Origin of the sequence: Saccharothrix sp. CB00851 (assembly GCF_001905065.1) — a bacterium.
Classification (GTDB): domain Bacteria; phylum Actinomycetota; class Actinomycetes; order Mycobacteriales; family Pseudonocardiaceae; genus Actinosynnema.
In genome coordinates this window covers 1-16473 of record NZ_LWLC01000049.1, presented here as the reverse complement: position 1 = coordinate 16473, position 16473 = coordinate 1, and the positions used below count along the sequence as shown (strand labels likewise).

Sequence of the window (16473 nt, the reverse complement as noted above, 5' to 3'; positions counted from 1 at the left end):
ACGCGAGGGCAATTCTGTTCAGAACAAACCGAAGTACGCAAGACTTTCGCTGGTTTCTAACAAAAGTCGTGCACGAATGGCCGAAAGTGAGCGAGTGCTGACCACGGTCCGTCAACGGCCGCCCCGTCGAACGCGTGCGGCATGATGTCCGCGTGCGCGAGACGACGACGGCGAGCCCGTGACCGGCGGTTACCTGAAGGGCCGGATCCGCCGCGAGGACATCATCACGGCGGCCGTCGCGGTGTACGGGGAGGCCGGGTACCACGGCTCGTCGTTGCGCGAGATCGCCAAGCGCGCCGGGATCACGCACGCCGGGCTGCTCTACTACTTCCCGACCAAGGAAGCACTGCTCGCCGCAGTGCTGGAACGCCGTGACGCCGAGGACGCCGAGCGCGAGCAACTGCAGGCCACGCCCGGCCTCGACGTCCTGCGCCACTTCCTGGCCCTGGCCGAGCACAACGTCCGCCACCCCGGCATCGTCGACCTCTACTCCCGCCTGGCCGCCGAGGCCGTCGCGGCGGACCACCCGGCGCACGGCTACTTCGTCCGCCACTACCGGGCGGCGCGCGAGGGCGTGGTCGGTTCGTTCCAAGCCCTCGCGGACCGCGGCGAGTTGCGCCCCGGCGTGGACCCGCGAGCCGCGGCGCTGACGTTCATCGCGTTGATGGACGGCTTGCAGGTCCAGTGGCTGACCACGCCGGACGAGGTCGACCTGGTCGGGTCACTGAGGTTCTACCTGCGCACCCTGCTCACCGTGCCGCTGGACTGAAGACCGCGTGCGGGTCCCAGTCGACCGGCAGGGTGGGCGGCGGCTCGACCGTGCTGACGACGTCCACCGACCGCCCGAGCGCGATGGACCCCTCCACGGCCAGCATCGCGTCCAGCACGTGGTAGGCGAGTTCGCCGGACGCGCGTTCCGGCTCACCGGCCCGGATCGCCCGCGCCAGCTCAAGCACGCCCGTGCCGCGCGTGGCGTGGTGCCCTTGCGGCGCAAGCGTTTGCCCGCCGTCGAACAGGTGCAGCGCGGTCGTGCCGTCGAACCGGTTCGGGTCGGGCAGCACGGCCGTGCCCAGTGTCCCGGCGACCTCCAGGAACCCCGTGCGCGACAACGCCGAGTCGAAGCTGAACACCGCCTGCGCGGACCCGCCGCGCTCGAACTCGACCAGTGCGCTCACCGTGGTCGGCACGGTCACCTCGAACTCGATGCCCGCCCGCGGCCCGGACCCGATCACCCGGGTGTCCCGCGCCCGGCTGCCGGTGGCGGTGACCCGGCGGATCGGGCCGAGCAGGTGCACCAGCCCGGTCAGGTAGTACGGCCCCATGTCGAGCAACGGCCCGCCGCCCGCCTGGAACAGGAACTCGGGCGCGGAGTGCCAGCCCTCCGGTCCGGGCGTCTGGAACAGCGCCAGCGCGGTGCGCGGCTCCCCGATCCGGCCCGCGTCGACGGCCCGCCGCGCGGTCTGCCACCCGGCGCCGAGCAGGGTGTCGGGCGCGCACGCGACCCGCAGACCCCGTTGCGCGGCCCGGTCGAGCAGCGCGCGTGCGCCGCGCAGGTCCAACCCGAGCGGCTTCTCCACCCACACGTGCTTGCCCGCCTCGATCGCGGCGAGGCTGACGTCGACGTGCGCGGCGGGCACGGTCAGGTTGACCACGATCGCGATGTCCGGGTCGGCCAGCAAGTCGTCCACAGTGGACGATCGCGGCACGCCGTGCCGGGCCGCCCGCTCCGCCGCCCGCGCCGGGTCGAGGTCGGCGACGGCGAGCACCCGCAGGTCCGGGAACGCGGTCAGGTTGCGCAGGTACTCCTCGCTGATCACCCCGGTGCCGACGACGCCGACACCGACCGGCGCGCTCATGCCCCGGCCTCGGCGAGGAACGCGCAGCTCTCGACGAGACCGGCGAACACGTCGCCGTCGTAGGCGTCGAACTCGACCACGCGCAACGCGCCCGGCGCCGCGGCGAGCACCTCGGCCACCGGCACTCGTCCCCGGCCCGCCGGCACCTGGCCCGACCCGTCCCGCGCGAGGCCGCCGTCCTTGACGTGCAGCGCGTGCACCCGGTCGCCCAGCCGGCGCAGCAGCGCGGGCGCGTCCTCGCCGCCGACCGTCGCCCAGTAGGTGTCGACCTCCAGCACCACCCCGGGATCGAGCCGGTCGGCCAGCACCTCGAACGCGCTGCGGCCGTCGATCCGGGACGCCAGTTCCCACCAGTGGTTGTGGTAGCCGACGCGGACACCGTGCCCGGCGGCGACCTCGGCGGCGGCGTTGAGCGCGGCGGCGGTGGCGGCGATGTCCGCCGGGTCCCGCCACTTCTCCTCGCCCACGTACGGGTCGATGACGATGTCGATGCCGCACTCCGCCGCGACGGCGAAGACGGCGTGCTGGTCGGCCCCGATGAGCTGCGCGTGCGCGGTCGGCGCGGTGAGGCCGTGCGCGGCCAACGCGGTGCGCAGCACGTCCGCGTTCTCCACCACGCCGTAGGGCTCGACGTGGGTGAAGCCGATGGCGGCGAGTCGCCGCAGGGTGTCGGTGGGATCGGCCGCGAACGCGTCGCGGACGGAGTACAGCTGCACGGACGTTCTACTCATGACGAGCTCCTGACGTCGGTGTCGGCACGTGCATGAAAGCGCTCCCACAAATCTCTACCACTTGGTAGAAATTCACGCCAGAGCCTCACCCGACCCCGTGAACGGACTTGAACCTGACGTCGCGTGAGGTTCTAGGGTCGGTCCATGACCGCTGAGGGGGGCGTCGACCGGCCGCGCTGGAGCGTCGGCGCGCTGGCCAAGGTCGCCGGGATGACGGTGCGCACGCTGCACCACTACGACGAGCTCGGCCTGCTGCGGCCGAGCGAGCGCACGCCCTCCGGCCACCGCCGCTACACCGAGGCGGACCTGCACCGGCTCTACCAGGTCCGGCTGCTGCGGCAGCTCGGCATGTCGCTGGACGAGATCGGCGGCGTGCTGGCCGACACGTCCGACCCCGGACCGCTCACCAAGGTGCTCGCCGGACACCTCGAACAGCTGGACGAGCAGGTGTGGCGGCTCAACGCGTTGCGCCGCCAGACGAGGGGTCTGCTCGCCCAGCTGAACGGCCCGACCCGGCCGGATTCCGACCGGCTGCTCGCCCTGCTGGGCAGCACCACGATCTTCGACCAGCACCTCACCCGGGAACAGCGCGATTTCCTGGACGAGCACGCCGCGGACATCGGGCCGGCGGCCCGGGAACGGCTGGACGAGGAGTGACCCGAGGTGCTCGCGAAGATCGTCGAGCACTACCGCGCGGGCGACCCGGTGGACGACCCGGAGGTCCTGCGGACCGCTCGACGCCTGGTCGGCGTCGGTGAGACGTTCGCGGCGGGCGACCGGGAGATCCTGCGCTCGATGGGCGCGTTCTTCCGCCAGAACGGTCGCGGCGTGCTGCGCGACGTGCTGCCGGGCCAACCGGTGGACGACCTGGGTGACGGTTTGTGGGACTACCTGTCCCGCATGTACGCCGCGATATCACCCGAATAAATCCTCAGGGGGAAATGTGTTCCGCAAGACAAGTCTGTCCGCAACCGTCCTGACCGTCCTCGCCGCGAGCCTCACCGGCACGGCCGAGGCCACCGCCGAAGCCCCGGCCGAGGCCGGTCTGGTCCTGACCCTGCCCGCGCCGACCGGTCCGCACCGCGTCGGCGTCACCACGCTGCACCTGGTGGACGCCGACCGGCCGGACCCGTGGCCCGACGCGGGAGGCGGTCCGCGCGAGGTGATGGCCTCGGTGCACTACCCGGCGCTGGACGTCCGCGACCACCCGGTGGCACCACAGCTCACGCCGGGTGCGGCGGCGGCGCTGCCGGTGGTCGCGCCCCGCGTGTACCCGAACCTGCCACGAGCGGCGTGGACTGGGCCGCCACCCTCACCCACTCGCACGTGGACGCGCCCGCGCGGCCGGTCCCCCGACCGGTCGTGCTCTACAGCCCCGGGCTGGTCGACCCGCGTGCGTTCGGCACGACCACCGCCGAAGAACTCGCCAGCCGCGGGTACGTCGTCGTGACGATCGACCACCCCGGCGAGACGTTCACCGTCGACCTGCCCACCCGGCCGCGGTTCGTCGCGCTGCCGGGCGACCCGAGCACCGATCCGCGGCTCTACCGGAACGTAATCGCCACCAGGCTCGCGGACACCGACTTCGTGCTCGACCGGCTGGCGGTCCTGGCCTCGGGAGGCAACCCCGACGCCGGTGGCCGTGCCCTGCCGCGCCACCTCGGCCGTGCCCTCGACCTGGACCGCGTGGGCGTGTACGGCCAGGGCCTGGGCGGCACGATCGCGGCCGAGGCGATGTACGAGGACACCGACCGCCGGATCGACGCGGCGATCAACCTGGAAGGCCTGCTGGACTACCACCCGGAGCAGCCGGGCCAGGACGGCGAGCTGCTGCCCGTGGCCCGGCACGGCGTCGACCGGCCGTTGCTGCTGGTCGGCACCGAGGGCTTCCAGAACGACCGCTACCGGCGGGCGTGGTCGGCGGTGCTCGCGCACGGCTGCGCCCGGCAGCACGTGATCGCCGGCGCCAACCACTGGGCGTTGACCGATTTCGCCGCCACCGCACCGCAACTGCACGCCGCGGGCCTGATGGACGACGCCGAGCTCGCCGCCATGGTCGGCACCCTCGACCCGGACACCGCGGTCCGCACCGTGCGCCGGCACGTGGTCTCGTTCTTCGACCACCACCTGCGCTGACGCGGCTGCCGCCCCGGTCCTGACGGCCGGGGCGGCAGCCCGATCGGCTACTCGGCGGGCATGACCTCCTCAGGCATGGCCTCCTCGGGCATCGGTTCCTCAGGCATCAGCTCGTGGGGCACGGCTTCGGCGGGTGCGCCGACGGCTTGCGGTGGCGTGCAGGCCACGCCCACCACCGGCGCGAACGGTGTGGTGCCGAAGACACCCACGCCGTACCCGCACGCCTGCCCGTACATCGAGCCGACCGGGTCCTGCCGGGGATCCGCCCCGGCCTGCGGGCCGAGCACGAGCACGGCCGCCGCCGCTACCGGCACGGCCAGTCCACTGAGTCGCATGGTGTTACCTCCAACGGTGTCGCACTTCGGAGTGTGGTGATCACCGCGTCGCGGAGCCGACGCGGAGCTGTGCCGGACGTCAGGACGTCGCCGCCCGACGCGTCCGCCGCGGCCGGGCCGGTGGTGGTGGCGGCACGGCGGGCGCCTCGCAGCCAGCCGGGCACTGCGCCAGCCGCGTGCACAGCATCACCGGCCCGGCCATCGACGTGACGACCAGCGAGCCGTCCGCGCGGGTGGAGACGGTGACCGTGGCGGCCGGCTCGGGTGACGGCGCGTGCCGCGCGTGGTCCCTGGTGCGCCGCTGGAACGCGAGCAGCCCGATCAGCCCGAACGCGGTCAGCCACACCAGCCCGAGCGACGCGTACCCGACCGCGCCGCGCGAGGTGAACCCGGCCGCCGCGCCCGCCTGCATCGACCCGTAAGTGGGCAGGAACCGCACCACGGCCTGCGTGTCGGCCGGGTTGATGATCGGGTTCTGCACCATGACGTCCACCAGCGACACCATGATGATCACGAACATGCCCGCCAGTTCGGTGGACAGCGCGAGCCCCAGCACGATGCCCAGCCCGCCGTAGGTGAGGCCGCTGGTGAACAGGCTGAGCGTCATCAGCCCCGGCTGCTGCGGGTCCCAGTACATCGCCATGACCAGCCCGGCGTACGCCGCGACCACCGCCGACACCAGCACCAACCCGACCAGCTTGGCCACCAGCAGGCACGCCCGCGAGTGGCCCGCCAGCACCAGCCGCTGGTCGAACGCGCTGGACCGGCGCACCGCGGCGAACATCATGAACCCGATGATCAGCGTCACCGCGTTGATCGCACCGGACACCATCGCCAACTCGTTGGCGTTGACCGGCAACGGCCCGCGCACCACCCGCGAGTGGTACTCGACCGTGTCGGACGGGATGATCCCGCGCACGATCCCCAGCCACACCGGGATGAAGAAGAGGACCAGCGCCAACGCCAACCGGTTGCGCACGTGCTGGGCGACCTCGAACCCGATCGCCTTCACCAGCGACGCCTGCCACGTCGTCTGGTCGTCCAAGGACGCCTTGTACGCCTTGATGTCCGACACCACCGACAAAACAGGAGTCATGTCGTCACCCCAGCCTCTTCCACGACCTGCCCGCCGCGCAGCCGGTGCAGCCGGTCGAACCGCTCCACGTCGTGCGCGATGTGCGAGATGACGAGCACCGACTGGCCGCGGTCGCGCAGCTCCTGGGTGATGGACCAGAACGCGAGGTAGTTGTCCCAGTCGAAGCCCTGGTACGGCTCGTCCATCAACACCACGCCCGGGTCGTGCATGAGCGCCAGCACGAGGTTCAGCTTCTGCCGCGTGCCGCCGCTGAGCACGCCCGCCTTGGTGCGCCGGTAGCGGACCAGGTCCAGCCGTTCCACCAACTCCTGCGCCCGGTCCAGGGAGTCCAGCCGGTAGGCGCACTGGAAGTAGCGCAGGTGCTGCTCGACGGTCAGCTCGTCGTTGACCACGATGCGCTGCGGGCAGTAGCCGAGCCGGTCGCGGTGCAGCACCGCGCCGCGATCGGCCTTCAGCTCACCGGACAGCACCCGCAGCAGCGTGGTCTTGCCCGCGCCGTTCTCGCCGATGATGCCCATGATCTCCCCGCGCCGCAGGGAGAACTCGACGCCCCGCAGGACTTGGCGCGTGCCGAACGCCTTGTGCAGGTCGACCGCGCGCAGGGTGAAGTCCACCGTGGACATGCCGCTCACCGGGCGCGGCGGGTGGCGTGGGCGACGAGGTCGGCCAGCGGCGCCTTCGCGGCCGGGCTCATCGGCGACGAGCGCAACGCGCCCAGCGCCCGGTCGGCGCGGATCGTGATCAGCCGCTCCACCCGCGCCGCGGCCCCGGTCGCGACCACCACGTCCCGCAGCCGCTCGGCGCTCTCCTCGTCCAGCCCCGGATCGCCGTGCAGGGTCGTGATCACCTCGCGCTGCTCGGGGGTGGCCTGCTGCCACGCCAGCGCCATCAGCACGGTCGGCTTGCCCGCGCGCAGGTCGTCCAGGTCCGGTTTGCCGGTCACCTCGGGGTTGCCGAACACGCCGAGCAGGTCGTCGCGGAGCTGGTAGGCCTCGCCGACCGGCCGCCCGTACGCGCCGCACACCCGCTTCAGCACCGCGTCACCGCCGGCCAGCGCCACGCCGATGCGCAGCGGCAGCTCCACCGTGTACCGGGCGGTCTTGAGCCGGATCATCCGCCACGCCGACCGCACCGGGTCCACGCCGGACCTCGGGTCACCGCCGAGGTCGAGGAACTGCCCGGCGATCAGCTCGGTGCGCATGGTGTGCAGCAGCGCACGCACCTCGCGCCACCTCGCGTGGTCCACCTCGGCCCGGTCCAGCATCTCGTCGGTCCAGGTGAAGCACAGGTCGCCCGCCAGGATGGCCAGGTTCACCCCGAACCGCTCGGCCGCCTGCCCGTCGTCGTGGTCGCCGTCGACGAACCGCCCGGCGAGCGCCCGGTGCACGGTCGGGCGGCCGCGGCGCAGCGCCGACCCGTCCATGATGTCGTCGTGCACCAGCGCGAAGGTGTGGAACATCTCCAGCGCTGCGCGGGTCCACACCACCGCGCGGTCGTGCGGCGAACCGCCCGCGGCGACGAAACCGCAGTGGCAGAACAAGGGTCGCAAGCGCTTGCCACCGGACACGAACTCCCGCAGCACGTCCACCAGCGGTGGCAGGCACGGGTCCGGCGCGGTGCGCGCCTTCTCCGCCAGGAATCGGTCGAGCGTCGCGTCCACCTCCGCGCGGACCTCGGCGAGGTCGCCGCGCACGGCGTCGATGACAGTCATGGAACCTCCACAGGCGCGAACAGGACCGGGTTCCGGCGAGGACGCGGTGAGCGGGGACGCGGCGGGTGCACACGGTGACGATCCGGCGGTCGAATGCGGTCACCTCCCGGCCGTCCGAAGCTAACACCGGTGGGGCGCGCCCGGCGTCCGACGAGGGCCGCCGACCCCGTTCGGGGCCGCGCGGACCGGCCCCACCTGCGCTTCTCGGCCCCACAACCGCCCTTTGACGTGGGATGACAGGCACTCGACGACGCAGCGGAACGCCGCTTCCCCGATTCGGCGGGAACGACACGCACACGTCCGTGTGGCACGCGCGCTCCCGTTCGCGTGAAACGCGTCGGCGCGCTTGTACCGGCCGGTCCCCTTGCGGCACGTTCGCCTCATCCCGCGCTGCCGCAAGGGCTTTCTGCACCGGTTGGAGTGGCATTCGATGACCGACACCACCACCCTCCCCAGGGCTGTCCGGGCCCCGGCGCCGCTGATCGCCGGACCGGCCGACCTGACCGGCCTGCCACGCGGTGCGTTGGAGGAGTTGGCGCACGACCTCAGGACCCGCCTGGTCGAGGCGGTGACCCGGGCAGGCGGCCACCTGGGGCCGAACCTCGGCGTGGTCGAGCTGACCCTGGCGCTGCACCGGGTGTTCCGGTCGCCGCACGACCGCATCGTGTTCGACACCGGGCACCAGTCCTACGTGCACAAGATGCTCACCGGTCGGGCCGACGCGTTCGCCGACCTGCGCCGCGAGGGCGGCCTGTCCGGCTACCCCAGCCGGGCCGAGTCGCCGCACGACCTGGTGGAGAACTCGCACGCGTCCACCGCACTGTCCTATGCGGACGGCCTGGCGCGGGCGGCGCGGCTGCGCGGCGAGCGGGACCGGCACGTGGTGGCGGTGGTCGGCGACGGCGCGCTCACCGGCGGCATGGCGTGGGAGGCGTTGAACAACCTCGGTGGTGTCGACCACCCGGTGGTCGTGGTCCTCAACGACAACGGCCGGTCGTACGCGCCGACCGCGGGCGCGGTGGACAGGCACCTCGCCGCCCTGCGCGCGGGCGGGGGCGGGGGCGTGTTCGCAGACTTCGGCCTGGGCTACCTCGGCCCGGTCGACGGCCACGACATCGCCCGGCTGGAGGAGGCGCTGACCGCCGCGAAAGCTTTGCGGCGGCCGGTGGTGGTGCACTGCGTCACCAAGAAGGGCAAGGGTCACCTTCCGGCGGAGAACGATCCGGTGGACCACCTGCACGCCGTGTCCCCGCCGTCGGTGTCGCGGGGACCGGGCTGGACGACGGTGTTCGGGCAGCACCTGCTGGTGCTCGCCGACCGGCACCCGGACCTGGTGTGCCTGACCGCGGCCATGCTGCACCCGACCTGGCTGACCGCGTTCGCCGAGGCCTTCCCCGATCGGGTGCTCGACACCGGGATCGCCGAGCAGCACGCGGTGACGTGCGCGGCGGGCCTGGCGATGGGCGGGCTGCGGCCGCTGGTGGCGGTGTACTCGACGTTCCTGACCCGGGCCGCGGACCAGGTGCTGATGGACGTGGCGCTGCACCGCCTGCCGGTGACGTTCGTGCTCGACCGGGCCGGGGTGACCGGCGAGGACGGGCCGAGCCACCACGGTGCCTGGGACCTGGCGCTGCTGCGCGTGGTGCCCGGGATGCGGGTGGCCGCGCCCCGCGACGGCACGCGGCTGCGCGAGCTGCTGGACGAGGCGGTCGCCGACGACGGGCCGGCCGCGGTCCGCTTCCCCAAGGGCGCGATCGGCGCGGACGTCCCCGCGGTGGACCGGCTCGGCCGGGTCGACGTGCTGCACCGGTCGTCGCGGCGCGACGTGCTGCTGGTGGTGGTCGGCGGGTTGGCGGCGGACGGGGTGGCCGCCGCCGTCGCGCTTGCGGGCGAAGGCATCGGGGTGACCGTGTGCGACCCGCGCTGGGTGACACCGGTCGACCCGGCGGTAGTGGCGTTGGCCGCCGAGCACCGCGTGGTGGTGTGCGTCGAGGACGGCGTGCGCGGCGGCGGGACCGGCGAGGCGGTGGCCGCGGCGCTGCGCGAGGCCGGGCTGAGCCGTCGGACGCGGATCCTGGGGCTGCCCAACGACTTCCTGCCGCACGGGTCGCGGGCCGACATCCTGCGCATGCACGACCTGGACGCCGCCGGCATCGCCCGCACGGTGGCCCGCTTCCTGCCGGGGTGGGCGTCGTGACCGCCGTCGAAGCACCCCTCGAACTGCACCCGTTCTACTGCCCGATCGACGCCGCGGTCCACCCGCGGGTGGACGACGTCGAACGCGACGCGTTGGCGTGGGTCGAGCGCGTCGGCCTGGCGGCGGACGACCGGCAGCGCACGTTGCTGCGGCACACGTCGAGCGCGGAGTTCTACGCGCGGTTCGCGCCGCACGCCGACTACGACGGCCTCCGGATCGCCGTGCGCTGGGTGTACTGGGGCTTCATCTTCGACGACCGGCGCTGCGACACCGGGCGGTTCGGCGACGACCCCGTGCGGTTCCCGCCCATGGCGGGCGCCGTGCAGCGGGTGATGGACGCGCCGTGGTGCGACCCGGGCGGGGACCGGTACGCGCGGGCCGTCCAGGACATCGTCCGGAGCATGTACGAGCTGCGCACCCCCACGCAGGCGCGGCGCTTCACCGAAGCACACCGGGCGTGGCTGTTCTCGGTGACGTGGCAGGTCGCCGACCGGTCCCGCGGCCACCTGCCGGACCTGGCCGACTACACCGCCCTGCGGTTGCAGGCCGCGGGCGGCGCGCCGACCATCGCGCTGCTGGAGATCGCCAACGGGCCGGAGGTGCCCGGCGCGGAGATGGATTCGCCCGCCGTGCGGGCGCTGACCGAGATGGCGATCATGGTCGCCTCGTGGGACAACGACCTCCACTCCCTGCACCGCAAGCTGGCGGAGAGCAGCGCCTACCCGAACCTGGTCACCGTGCTGGCGCACCACCGCGGGCTGCCGCGCGACCTGGCCGCGGTGGAGGCGGTGCGCCTGCGGGACCGGGTCATGGCGCGCTTCCTGCGCCTGCGCGAGACCGTCACGGCCCGGCCGATCAGCCAGGCCCTGCGGATCTACCTCGACGGCCTCGGCCACGCCATCCGCGGCAACATCGACTGGGCGCTGGACGTGCCCCGCTACCGCGGCCTGGCGGCACACCCGGGCTTCACCGAGGAGCCGTCGGACCCGAGCCCGGACCCCCTACCGATTCCCACCGTCTCGTGGTGGTGGGACGACCTGTGATCCGCCAGTTCACCGAGGAGCGACCATGCACCGCATCACCGCCATGACCGCCACCGCCGCGGCCCTCGTCGCCGCACTGCACGCCACCGCGCCGTCCGAGCGCGCGTGGCGCAAGCAGGGTGACTTCGACAGCAACTACCTCTGCCAGGCCGCCGGCATGGCCGGTGTGGTCGCCGGCCAGTGGGACGACTGGAAGTGCGACAACGAGAACACGTTGTGGGTGAACAAATGACCGAGCAGTCGGCCGTCACCGGCGATCGGCCGCGAACACCCTCGTCAGGTGACGTTCGACCACCGGCACCACCTCGGCCGGCGCGACCGGACGGCCGAGTTCGGCGGTCAGGGAAGTGACCCCGGAGTCCTCCAGGCCGCACGGCACGATCCGGTCGAACGCCGTGAGGTCCGGGTCGCAGTTGAGGCCGAAGCCGTGCAGGCTGGTGCACCGCTCGATGCGCACGCCGATCGCGGCGATCTTGCGGTGCTGCCCGTGCGCGCGGGCGGCCGACGGCGGCACGTCCGGCGCGGGTGGGTGGTCGCCGAGCACCCACACGCCGCTGCGACCGGCGAGCCGCGCGGTCTCGACGCCGAACTCGGCGCACGTCCCGATCAGCGCGTCCTCGATCCGGCGGACGTGCCCCACGGAGTCCAGCGGCACCGGCAGCTTCACCACGGGGTAGCCGACGAGCTGACCGGGACCGTGCCAGGTGATCTCACCACCGCGGTCCACGGTCAGCACGGCGACGTCGTCGGGCGGGAACGCGGTGGCTTTGGTTCGCTTGCCCGCCGTGTACACGGGGAGGTGTTCCTGGAGCACGCAGACGTCGGTGACCTCGTCCGCGACCCGCAACGCGTGCAGCCGCCGTTGTTCGGCGTACGCCTGCTCGTACGGCACCGCGTCCTCGCCGAAACCGCCGTGCAGGAAGCGCATGTCAGGAGTGTAGGTCGGCGGCGGCGCGGGCCGTGGTGACCACCCGGCCGACCGTCATCACCACGTGCCCGTCCGCCTCCGACCGCCCGGTGAACGCCACCGTGTCGCCGCGCGCGTCCAGCACCCGCACCGAGTGCCGGACCACGCACCCCGGCGTGACCGGCCGGTGGAACTCGACGTCCGCCATCGCGCCGAACAGCACGACGCGATCGGTGGCCGGTTGGCCCCACGACGACAGCAGCACCGCTGCCTGGCACCACGACTCCAGCAGCAGGGTCGGCGGGAAGTCGCCGAGGTCGACGCACCACGGCTCGTTGGCGCTGACCGCCTTGAGCGCGGTCAGCGACTCGCCCGGCACGACGTCTCGTACCCGGTCCACCAGCAGCAACGGCGGTCGGTGCGGCAGCAGTCGGAGGATGTCGGTCACGGGTTGGTCGGCCCGGTCGGCTGGGTCGGCCCGGTCGGCTCGGCCGGTCATGGCTCGTACCTCAGCTTGATCCGGGCGACCACGCCGTCGTCGTCGCTCACCAACGCCGAGCACCGCCGACCCGTGTCGTCCCACGTCAAGCGCACGGTCAGGGTGGTGCCGGGGAACGTCGGCCGCAGGAAGCGGGCCGACTCGACAGCGGCCGGCCGCGCGCGGCCCGAGGCGCGGTGCGCGAACTCCACGACGGCCACGCCGGGGTAGATCGGGAAGCCGGGGAAGTGGCCCGCGAACACCGGATCGTCCTGGGCGACGACCTTGCGAGCGACGGTGGTCGTGGCGGAGCGCTCCACCACCTCGACGGGCGAGCCGAACAGGCCGGTCACCGGTCCTCCCCCAGGACGCCGAAGTCCGCGGTCACGTCCGGCCACACCAGCGTGGCCGCGCCCCACGTCAGGCCGCCGCCGAACGCGACGGTCAGCACCCGGTCGCCCGCCTTGAGCCGGCCGTGCGCGGCGGCGTCCGCCAGCAGCACGGGGATCGAGGCGGCGGCCGTGTTGCCGACCGCGTCGAGGTCCGACAGCACCTTGGACTCGTCCAGGCCGAGCCGACGGGCGACGGCGTCGCAGATGCGCCGGTTGGCCTGGTGCGGCGCGAGGTGGTCCACGTCGTCCGGGCCGAGGCCGGTGCGGGCCAGCGCTTCCAGCGCCACGTCCGCCATCCGTTCGACGGCCTCCCGGAACACCTCCTTGCCGCTCATCCGGAAGTAGCGCTCACCGGCCGGTACCTGGATGAGGTCGGCGCCCCGGCCGTCGCTGCCGAGCACGCACGGGCCGATGCCCTCGCCCTCACCGACCACCACCGCGCCCGCGCCGTCGCCGAAGATCACCGCGGTGCCGCGGTCGTCCGGGTCGAGGAGGGTGGAGAACGTCTCGGCCGCGACCAGCAGCACGGTCCGGGCCGCGCCGCTCGCGATCAGGCCTACCGCGTTGGCCAGGCCGTACAGGAAACCGGTGCACACGGCGGCCACGTCGTGCGCGGGCACGTCGACCAGGCCCAGCCGGGCGGCCACGGCGGGCGCGATCGCCGGGCACGACCGGTCCGGCGTCGTGGTGGCCACGATCACCGCGTCCACAGTGGACAGACCGGCCGAGCGCAGCGCCCGCGCGCCCGCGTCCACGGCCAGGTCCGAGGTGGATGTCCCCGGCTCGGCCCACCGACGCGCGCCGATGCCGGTGCGCGACCGGATCCACTCGTCGGAGGTGTCCAGCCGGGTGGCCAGGTCGTCGTTGGTGACGACCCGTGGCGGCAGGCTGGCGCCCACGCCGAGGATCACCGACATCGTTCCCCCTCACGCCTTCGCGATGGCCAGCACCGCGTTCTGGCCGCCGAACCCGAACGAGTTGCTCAACGCCAGGTCGACCTGCCGCGGCACGGCGGCCGTGGCCACGTCGATCTCCAGCCGGGGGTCCAGGTTCTCCAGGTTCGCGGTCGGCGGCACGACACCCCGCTCGACCGCCAGCACGGTGAACACCGCCTCCGCCGCGCCGGCCGCGCCCAGCAGGTGCCCGGTCACGCCCTTGGTCGACGTCACCAGCGGCCGTGACGGCAGCAGTCGCGCCAGCACCCGTCCTTCCACCAGGTCGTTGAGCTGCGTGGACGTGCCGTGCGCGTTGACGTGCCCCACATCGCCGGGTGACGCGCCCGCGTCCGCCAGCGCCGCCTCCGTCGCCGCGATCACACCCCGCCCTTCGGGGTCGGGGTTGGTGATGTGGTGCGCGTCGGCGCTCGCCCCGTACCCGACGACCCGCGCCCGCACCCGCCGCCCGTCCGCCCGCGCGTCCTCCGCGCGCCGCAGCACCAGCACCGCCGCGCCCTCACCCGCCACGAACCCGTCCCGGTCGACGTCGAACGGCCGCGACGCCGTCACCGGGTCCTCCCGCCGCGACAGCGCGCCCATCCGGGCGAAACCGGCCATGGTCAACGGGTTGAGCAGCGCGTCGACCCCGCCGGCCAGCACCACGTCGCAGCGCCGGGCGGCGAGCAGGTCGCACGCCACGCCGATCGCGGTGGCCCCGGACGCGCACGCGGTCGACACCACCAGGTTCGGGCCGCGGAAGCCGAACTCCATCGCCAGCTGACCGGCGACCATGTTCGGCAGGTGCATCGGCAGCACCAGTGGGGACACCGCCGTCGGGCCTTCGGCCAGCAGCACGCCGTGCTGCCGCTCGAACGTCTCACCGCCGCCCGCCGACGTGCCGATCACCACGCCGACCCGGGCCGCGTCCCACGCCCCGGTGTCCTCCCCGGCCACCGCCTCCCGTGCCGCGACCAGCGCCAACCGCGCGAACCGGTCGAGCCGCACCGCCCGCCGCGCGCCGAGCAGCGCGTCCGCGTCGAAGTCGGTGACGCGGCACGAGATCGCCACCTCGTGACCCGCGAGCACCGGGTCGTGCGCCGCGGTCGACCGGGCGGCCAGCACCGCGGACCACCCGGCCTCCACGCCGACACCACCGGGCGTGACCAGGCCGAGCCCGGTCACCGCGATGTCAAGACCGCTCACCGGCGCGCTCCTCCATCAGCGCCACGATGTCGCCGACGGTCTCCATGTCGAACAGCTCGTCATCGCTGATGTGCAGGTCGTGCTCCTTGCCGAGCACCATCGACAGCTCCACGAACGCGAGCGAGTCCAGGTCGAGGTCGTCCTTGGTCGCGTCCGGGGTGATCTGCTCGGGCGCGACCTTCAACGTGTCGACGAGGATCTTCTTCAGCGTCTCGTACACAGGGCCTCTCCTCGCTCACCCGACTCCTCCCCCGCCATCGAACCCCATCGGTCGGACCGGCGGCCAACCGGCGGGTTCCGCGGCGGTGCGGTGGGGTATCCCGGCCGCATGAAGTGGCGCATCGGTGTGGTGGCGGCGGTGCTCGTGGTGGTCGGTGTGCTGGTGGCGGCGGTGTTGGTGGTGCCGCGGTTCCTCGCGGGCACGGACACGATCGACCGCAGCCAACCGGCGTTGCTGCAGTCGTTGCGCGACTTGAGCCAGTACCACGCCTCGGCGGGCGAGTTCCAGGTGGTGCTCGACATCGAGCGCGACGTCCGGTACGTGCCGTCCGCGCTGGCCGGGCAGCGGACCCTGTTCGTGGCCGCCGGGACGGTCAACGCCTACGTGGACTTCGGCGGGCTGGCCGAGGACGCGTTGCAGGTGGCGCCGACCAGCGCCTCCGGCGAGGCGCGGAAGGTGCGGCTGACCCTGCCCGGCGCGGTGCTGGACAAGCCGAACCTGGACCAGGAGCGGTGTTACGTGTTCGCGCAGGAGCGCGGGCTGTTCGACCGGTTGGCGTCGTTGGTCGAGACGCAGGACCAGCAGCCGTTCTACGTGGCCGCGGAGCAGAAGATCGCGGATGCCGCGCGGGAGTCCGGGCTGGTGCGGCGGGCGGACGACAACACGCGCAAGATGCTGACCGGCATGTTCGGTGCGCTGGGGTACGAGGTGGAGTTCACGAACCTGGACTGACGTCGGTCGTCTGGTGCTTGAAAGCTTGAAGAGCATTGAAAAGCGTCCTCGCCGGACGGGCAGATCAGCAGGATGACCTCCCGTTCGTCCCGCCTCGGTCTCGTTGCGTCGGGGACGTCCGGTTGGGTTGGTGGTCCCGGGCTCCGTGTCATCCCACCGACCTCCCTCCGGGCTACCACACGCGTCAAGGGGGCCTCGAAGTTGGAGTGTCAGGCAACGCTCGCACGAGGCCCCCTTGACACGTGCGGTAGGGCTGCGCCAGGTCGGCGGGATGACACGAACCCCTACTTCTGCAAAGCGGCCGCACCCGCCCCGGGCCCGTTCGTCCCCGCGCTCGTCGGCGACCCCCGGCACGTGCCACTGGCGGCGCTCTTCTCCCTCATAGGAGGGCTTCGTGTCATCCCGCCGACCTGGCGCAGCCTTACCGCACGTGTCAAGGGCGGCGCGTCCAGCTTTGCCTGCTACTTCACTTAGGGCTCGCGCCGCCCTTGACACGTGTGG

At 73.0% G+C, this 16473-nt stretch carries 20 protein-coding genes; 8 read left to right on the top strand and 12 right to left on the bottom strand.

Annotated features, from left to right (window positions below):
• Positions 1–178 precede the first annotated feature (178 nt).
• Positions 179–769 carry a TetR/AcrR family transcriptional regulator gene (locus A6A25_RS36645; protein ID WP_073898242.1) on the top strand — a complete coding sequence of 197 codons (591 nt, stop codon included), beginning with the start codon at positions 179–181 and terminating at the stop codon, positions 767–769.
• Here the strand turns inward: A6A25_RS36645 and A6A25_RS36640 are convergent.
• Positions 750–1856 carry a Gfo/Idh/MocA family protein gene (locus tag A6A25_RS36640; protein WP_073898239.1) on the bottom strand — a complete coding sequence of 369 codons (1107 nt, stop codon included), beginning with the start codon at positions 1854–1856 and terminating at the stop codon, positions 750–752. The genes A6A25_RS36645 and A6A25_RS36640 overlap by 20 nt on opposite strands.
• Entirely contained in the window at positions 1853–2587 is a 735-nt protein-coding gene (locus A6A25_RS36635) for a sugar phosphate isomerase/epimerase family protein (RefSeq protein WP_073898237.1), read from the bottom strand. The genes A6A25_RS36640 and A6A25_RS36635 overlap by 4 nt, the downstream gene beginning before the upstream one ends.
• Before the next feature lie 144 nt (positions 2588–2731).
• Between A6A25_RS36635 and A6A25_RS36630 the strand changes: the two genes are divergently transcribed.
• The 3 genes from A6A25_RS36630 to A6A25_RS36620 all read left to right on the top strand — a co-directional run bounded on the left by A6A25_RS36630 (position 2732) and on the right by A6A25_RS36620 (position 4723).
• Positions 2732–3244 (top strand): MerR family transcriptional regulator, encoded by a 513-nt coding sequence (locus tag A6A25_RS36630; protein WP_073898235.1) that lies wholly within the window; start codon positions 2732–2734, stop codon positions 3242–3244.
• A gap of 6 nt (positions 3245–3250) precedes the next feature.
• Complete coding sequence (locus A6A25_RS36625) at positions 3251–3514, top strand: hypothetical protein (RefSeq protein ID WP_073898233.1); 264 nt, start codon at positions 3251–3253, stop codon at positions 3512–3514.
• A 399-nt stretch (positions 3515–3913) separates the two neighbouring features.
• Positions 3914–4723, top strand: a complete 810-nt coding sequence (locus A6A25_RS36620) for a hypothetical protein (protein ID WP_198932983.1) — start codon at positions 3914–3916, stop codon at positions 4721–4723.
• Positions 4724–4770: 47 nt separating this feature from the next.
• Here the strand turns inward: A6A25_RS36620 and A6A25_RS36615 are convergent, their stop codons facing one another.
• The 4 genes from A6A25_RS36615 to A6A25_RS36600 all read right to left on the bottom strand — a co-directional run bounded on the left by A6A25_RS36615 (position 4771) and on the right by A6A25_RS36600 (position 7865).
• Positions 4771–5058 carry a hypothetical protein gene (locus tag A6A25_RS36615; protein WP_143193651.1) on the bottom strand — a complete coding sequence of 96 codons (288 nt, stop codon included), beginning with the start codon at positions 5056–5058 and terminating at the stop codon, positions 4771–4773.
• 79 nt (positions 5059–5137) lie between these two features.
• Complete coding sequence (locus A6A25_RS36610; RefSeq protein WP_143193650.1) at positions 5138–6154, bottom strand: ABC transporter permease; 1017 nt, start codon at positions 6152–6154, stop codon at positions 5138–5140.
• The gene (locus tag A6A25_RS36605) at positions 6151–6777 is read right to left on the bottom strand and encodes an ABC transporter ATP-binding protein (protein WP_073898272.1); all 627 of its coding nucleotides are present in this window, start codon (positions 6775–6777) and stop codon (positions 6151–6153) included. The genes A6A25_RS36610 and A6A25_RS36605 overlap by 4 nt, the downstream gene beginning before the upstream one ends.
• 5 nt (positions 6778–6782) lie before the next feature.
• Positions 6783–7865 (bottom strand): polyprenyl synthetase family protein, encoded by a 1083-nt coding sequence (locus A6A25_RS36600; RefSeq protein ID WP_073898226.1) that lies wholly within the window; start codon positions 7863–7865, stop codon positions 6783–6785.
• 430 nt (positions 7866–8295) lie between these two features.
• Here A6A25_RS36600 and A6A25_RS36595 point away from each other — a divergent pair, with 430 nt between their 5' ends.
• The 3 genes from A6A25_RS36595 to A6A25_RS36585 are packed head-to-tail and all read left to right on the top strand — an operon-like array spanning position 8296 to position 11337.
• The gene (locus A6A25_RS36595; RefSeq protein WP_073898224.1) at positions 8296–10062 is read left to right on the top strand and encodes a 1-deoxy-D-xylulose-5-phosphate synthase; all 1767 of its coding nucleotides are present in this window, start codon (positions 8296–8298) and stop codon (positions 10060–10062) included.
• A complete protein-coding gene (locus A6A25_RS36590) occupies positions 10059–11105 on the top strand; it encodes a terpene synthase family protein (RefSeq protein ID WP_198932982.1) in 1047 nt (348 codons plus the stop codon). Before A6A25_RS36595 ends, A6A25_RS36590 begins: the two co-directional genes overlap by 4 nt.
• A gap of 25 nt (positions 11106–11130) precedes the next feature.
• Positions 11131–11337 (top strand): hypothetical protein, encoded by a 207-nt coding sequence (locus tag A6A25_RS36585; RefSeq protein WP_073898222.1) that lies wholly within the window; start codon positions 11131–11133, stop codon positions 11335–11337.
• Positions 11338–11352: 15 nt separating this feature from the next.
• Here A6A25_RS36585 and lipB read toward each other — a convergent pair whose 3' ends face one another.
• From lipB to A6A25_RS36555, 6 genes are read right to left on the bottom strand one after another with little or no spacing between them, the layout of a single operon-like run.
• Complete coding sequence (gene lipB, locus A6A25_RS36580; protein ID WP_073898220.1) at positions 11353–12033, bottom strand: lipoyl(octanoyl) transferase LipB; 681 nt, start codon at positions 12031–12033, stop codon at positions 11353–11355.
• A 1-nt stretch (position 12034) separates the two neighbouring features.
• Complete coding sequence (locus tag A6A25_RS36575) at positions 12035–12511, bottom strand: 3-hydroxyacyl-ACP dehydratase FabZ family protein (RefSeq protein WP_073898218.1); 477 nt, start codon at positions 12509–12511, stop codon at positions 12035–12037.
• Positions 12508–12843 carry a 3-hydroxyacyl-ACP dehydratase FabZ family protein gene (locus tag A6A25_RS36570; protein ID WP_073898216.1) on the bottom strand — a complete coding sequence of 112 codons (336 nt, stop codon included), beginning with the start codon at positions 12841–12843 and terminating at the stop codon, positions 12508–12510. Before A6A25_RS36570 ends, A6A25_RS36575 begins: the two co-directional genes overlap by 4 nt.
• A complete protein-coding gene (locus A6A25_RS36565) occupies positions 12840–13799 on the bottom strand; it encodes a beta-ketoacyl-ACP synthase III (protein WP_073898214.1) in 960 nt (319 codons plus the stop codon). Before A6A25_RS36565 ends, A6A25_RS36570 begins: the two co-directional genes overlap by 4 nt.
• Before the next feature lie 9 nt (positions 13800–13808).
• A complete protein-coding gene (locus A6A25_RS36560) occupies positions 13809–15020 on the bottom strand; it encodes a beta-ketoacyl-[acyl-carrier-protein] synthase family protein (RefSeq protein ID WP_073898212.1) in 1212 nt (403 codons plus the stop codon).
• Positions 15007–15240: an acyl carrier protein gene (locus A6A25_RS36555; RefSeq protein WP_073898210.1), complete on the bottom strand. Its 234-nt coding sequence runs from the start codon at positions 15238–15240 to the stop codon at positions 15007–15009. The genes A6A25_RS36560 and A6A25_RS36555 overlap by 14 nt, the downstream gene beginning before the upstream one ends.
• A 108-nt stretch (positions 15241–15348) precedes the next feature.
• Here A6A25_RS36555 and A6A25_RS36550 point away from each other — a divergent pair, with 108 nt between their 5' ends.
• Positions 15349–15972, top strand: a complete 624-nt coding sequence (locus A6A25_RS36550; protein ID WP_073898208.1) for a DUF4230 domain-containing protein — start codon at positions 15349–15351, stop codon at positions 15970–15972.
• The last annotated feature ends 501 nt before the right edge of the window (positions 15973–16473 follow it).

Coding starts and splice junctions, on each gene's coding strand:
- A6A25_RS36640 (WP_073898239.1), bottom strand. CDS start 1,856: ATGAGCGCGCCGGTCGGTGTCGGCGTCGTCGGCACCGGGGTGATCAGC.
- A6A25_RS36635 (WP_073898237.1), bottom strand. CDS start 2,587: ATGAGTAGAACGTCCGTGCAGCTGTACTCCGTCCGCGACGCGTTCGCG.
- A6A25_RS36630 (WP_073898235.1), top strand. CDS start 2,732: ATGACCGCTGAGGGGGGCGTCGACCGGCCGCGCTGGAGCGTCGGCGCG.
- A6A25_RS36615 (WP_143193651.1), bottom strand. CDS start 5,058: ATGCGACTCAGTGGACTGGCCGTGCCGGTAGCGGCGGCGGCCGTGCTC.
- A6A25_RS36610 (WP_143193650.1), bottom strand. CDS start 6,154: ATGACTCCTGTTTTGTCGGTGGTGTCGGACATCAAGGCGTACAAGGCG.
- A6A25_RS36605 (WP_073898272.1), bottom strand. CDS start 6,777: ATGTCCACGGTGGACTTCACCCTGCGCGCGGTCGACCTGCACAAGGCG.
- A6A25_RS36600 (WP_073898226.1), bottom strand. CDS start 7,865: ATGACTGTCATCGACGCCGTGCGCGGCGACCTCGCCGAGGTCCGCGCG.
- A6A25_RS36595 (WP_073898224.1), top strand. CDS start 8,296: ATGACCGACACCACCACCCTCCCCAGGGCTGTCCGGGCCCCGGCGCCG.
- A6A25_RS36585 (WP_073898222.1), top strand. CDS start 11,131: ATGCACCGCATCACCGCCATGACCGCCACCGCCGCGGCCCTCGTCGCC.
- lipB (WP_073898220.1), bottom strand. CDS start 12,033: ATGCGCTTCCTGCACGGCGGTTTCGGCGAGGACGCGGTGCCGTACGAG.
- A6A25_RS36575 (WP_073898218.1), bottom strand. CDS start 12,511: ATGACCGGCCGAGCCGACCGGGCCGACCCAGCCGACCGGGCCGACCAA.
- A6A25_RS36565 (WP_073898214.1), bottom strand. CDS start 13,799: ATGTCGGTGATCCTCGGCGTGGGCGCCAGCCTGCCGCCACGGGTCGTC.
- A6A25_RS36550 (WP_073898208.1), top strand. CDS start 15,349: ATGAAGTGGCGCATCGGTGTGGTGGCGGCGGTGCTCGTGGTGGTCGGT.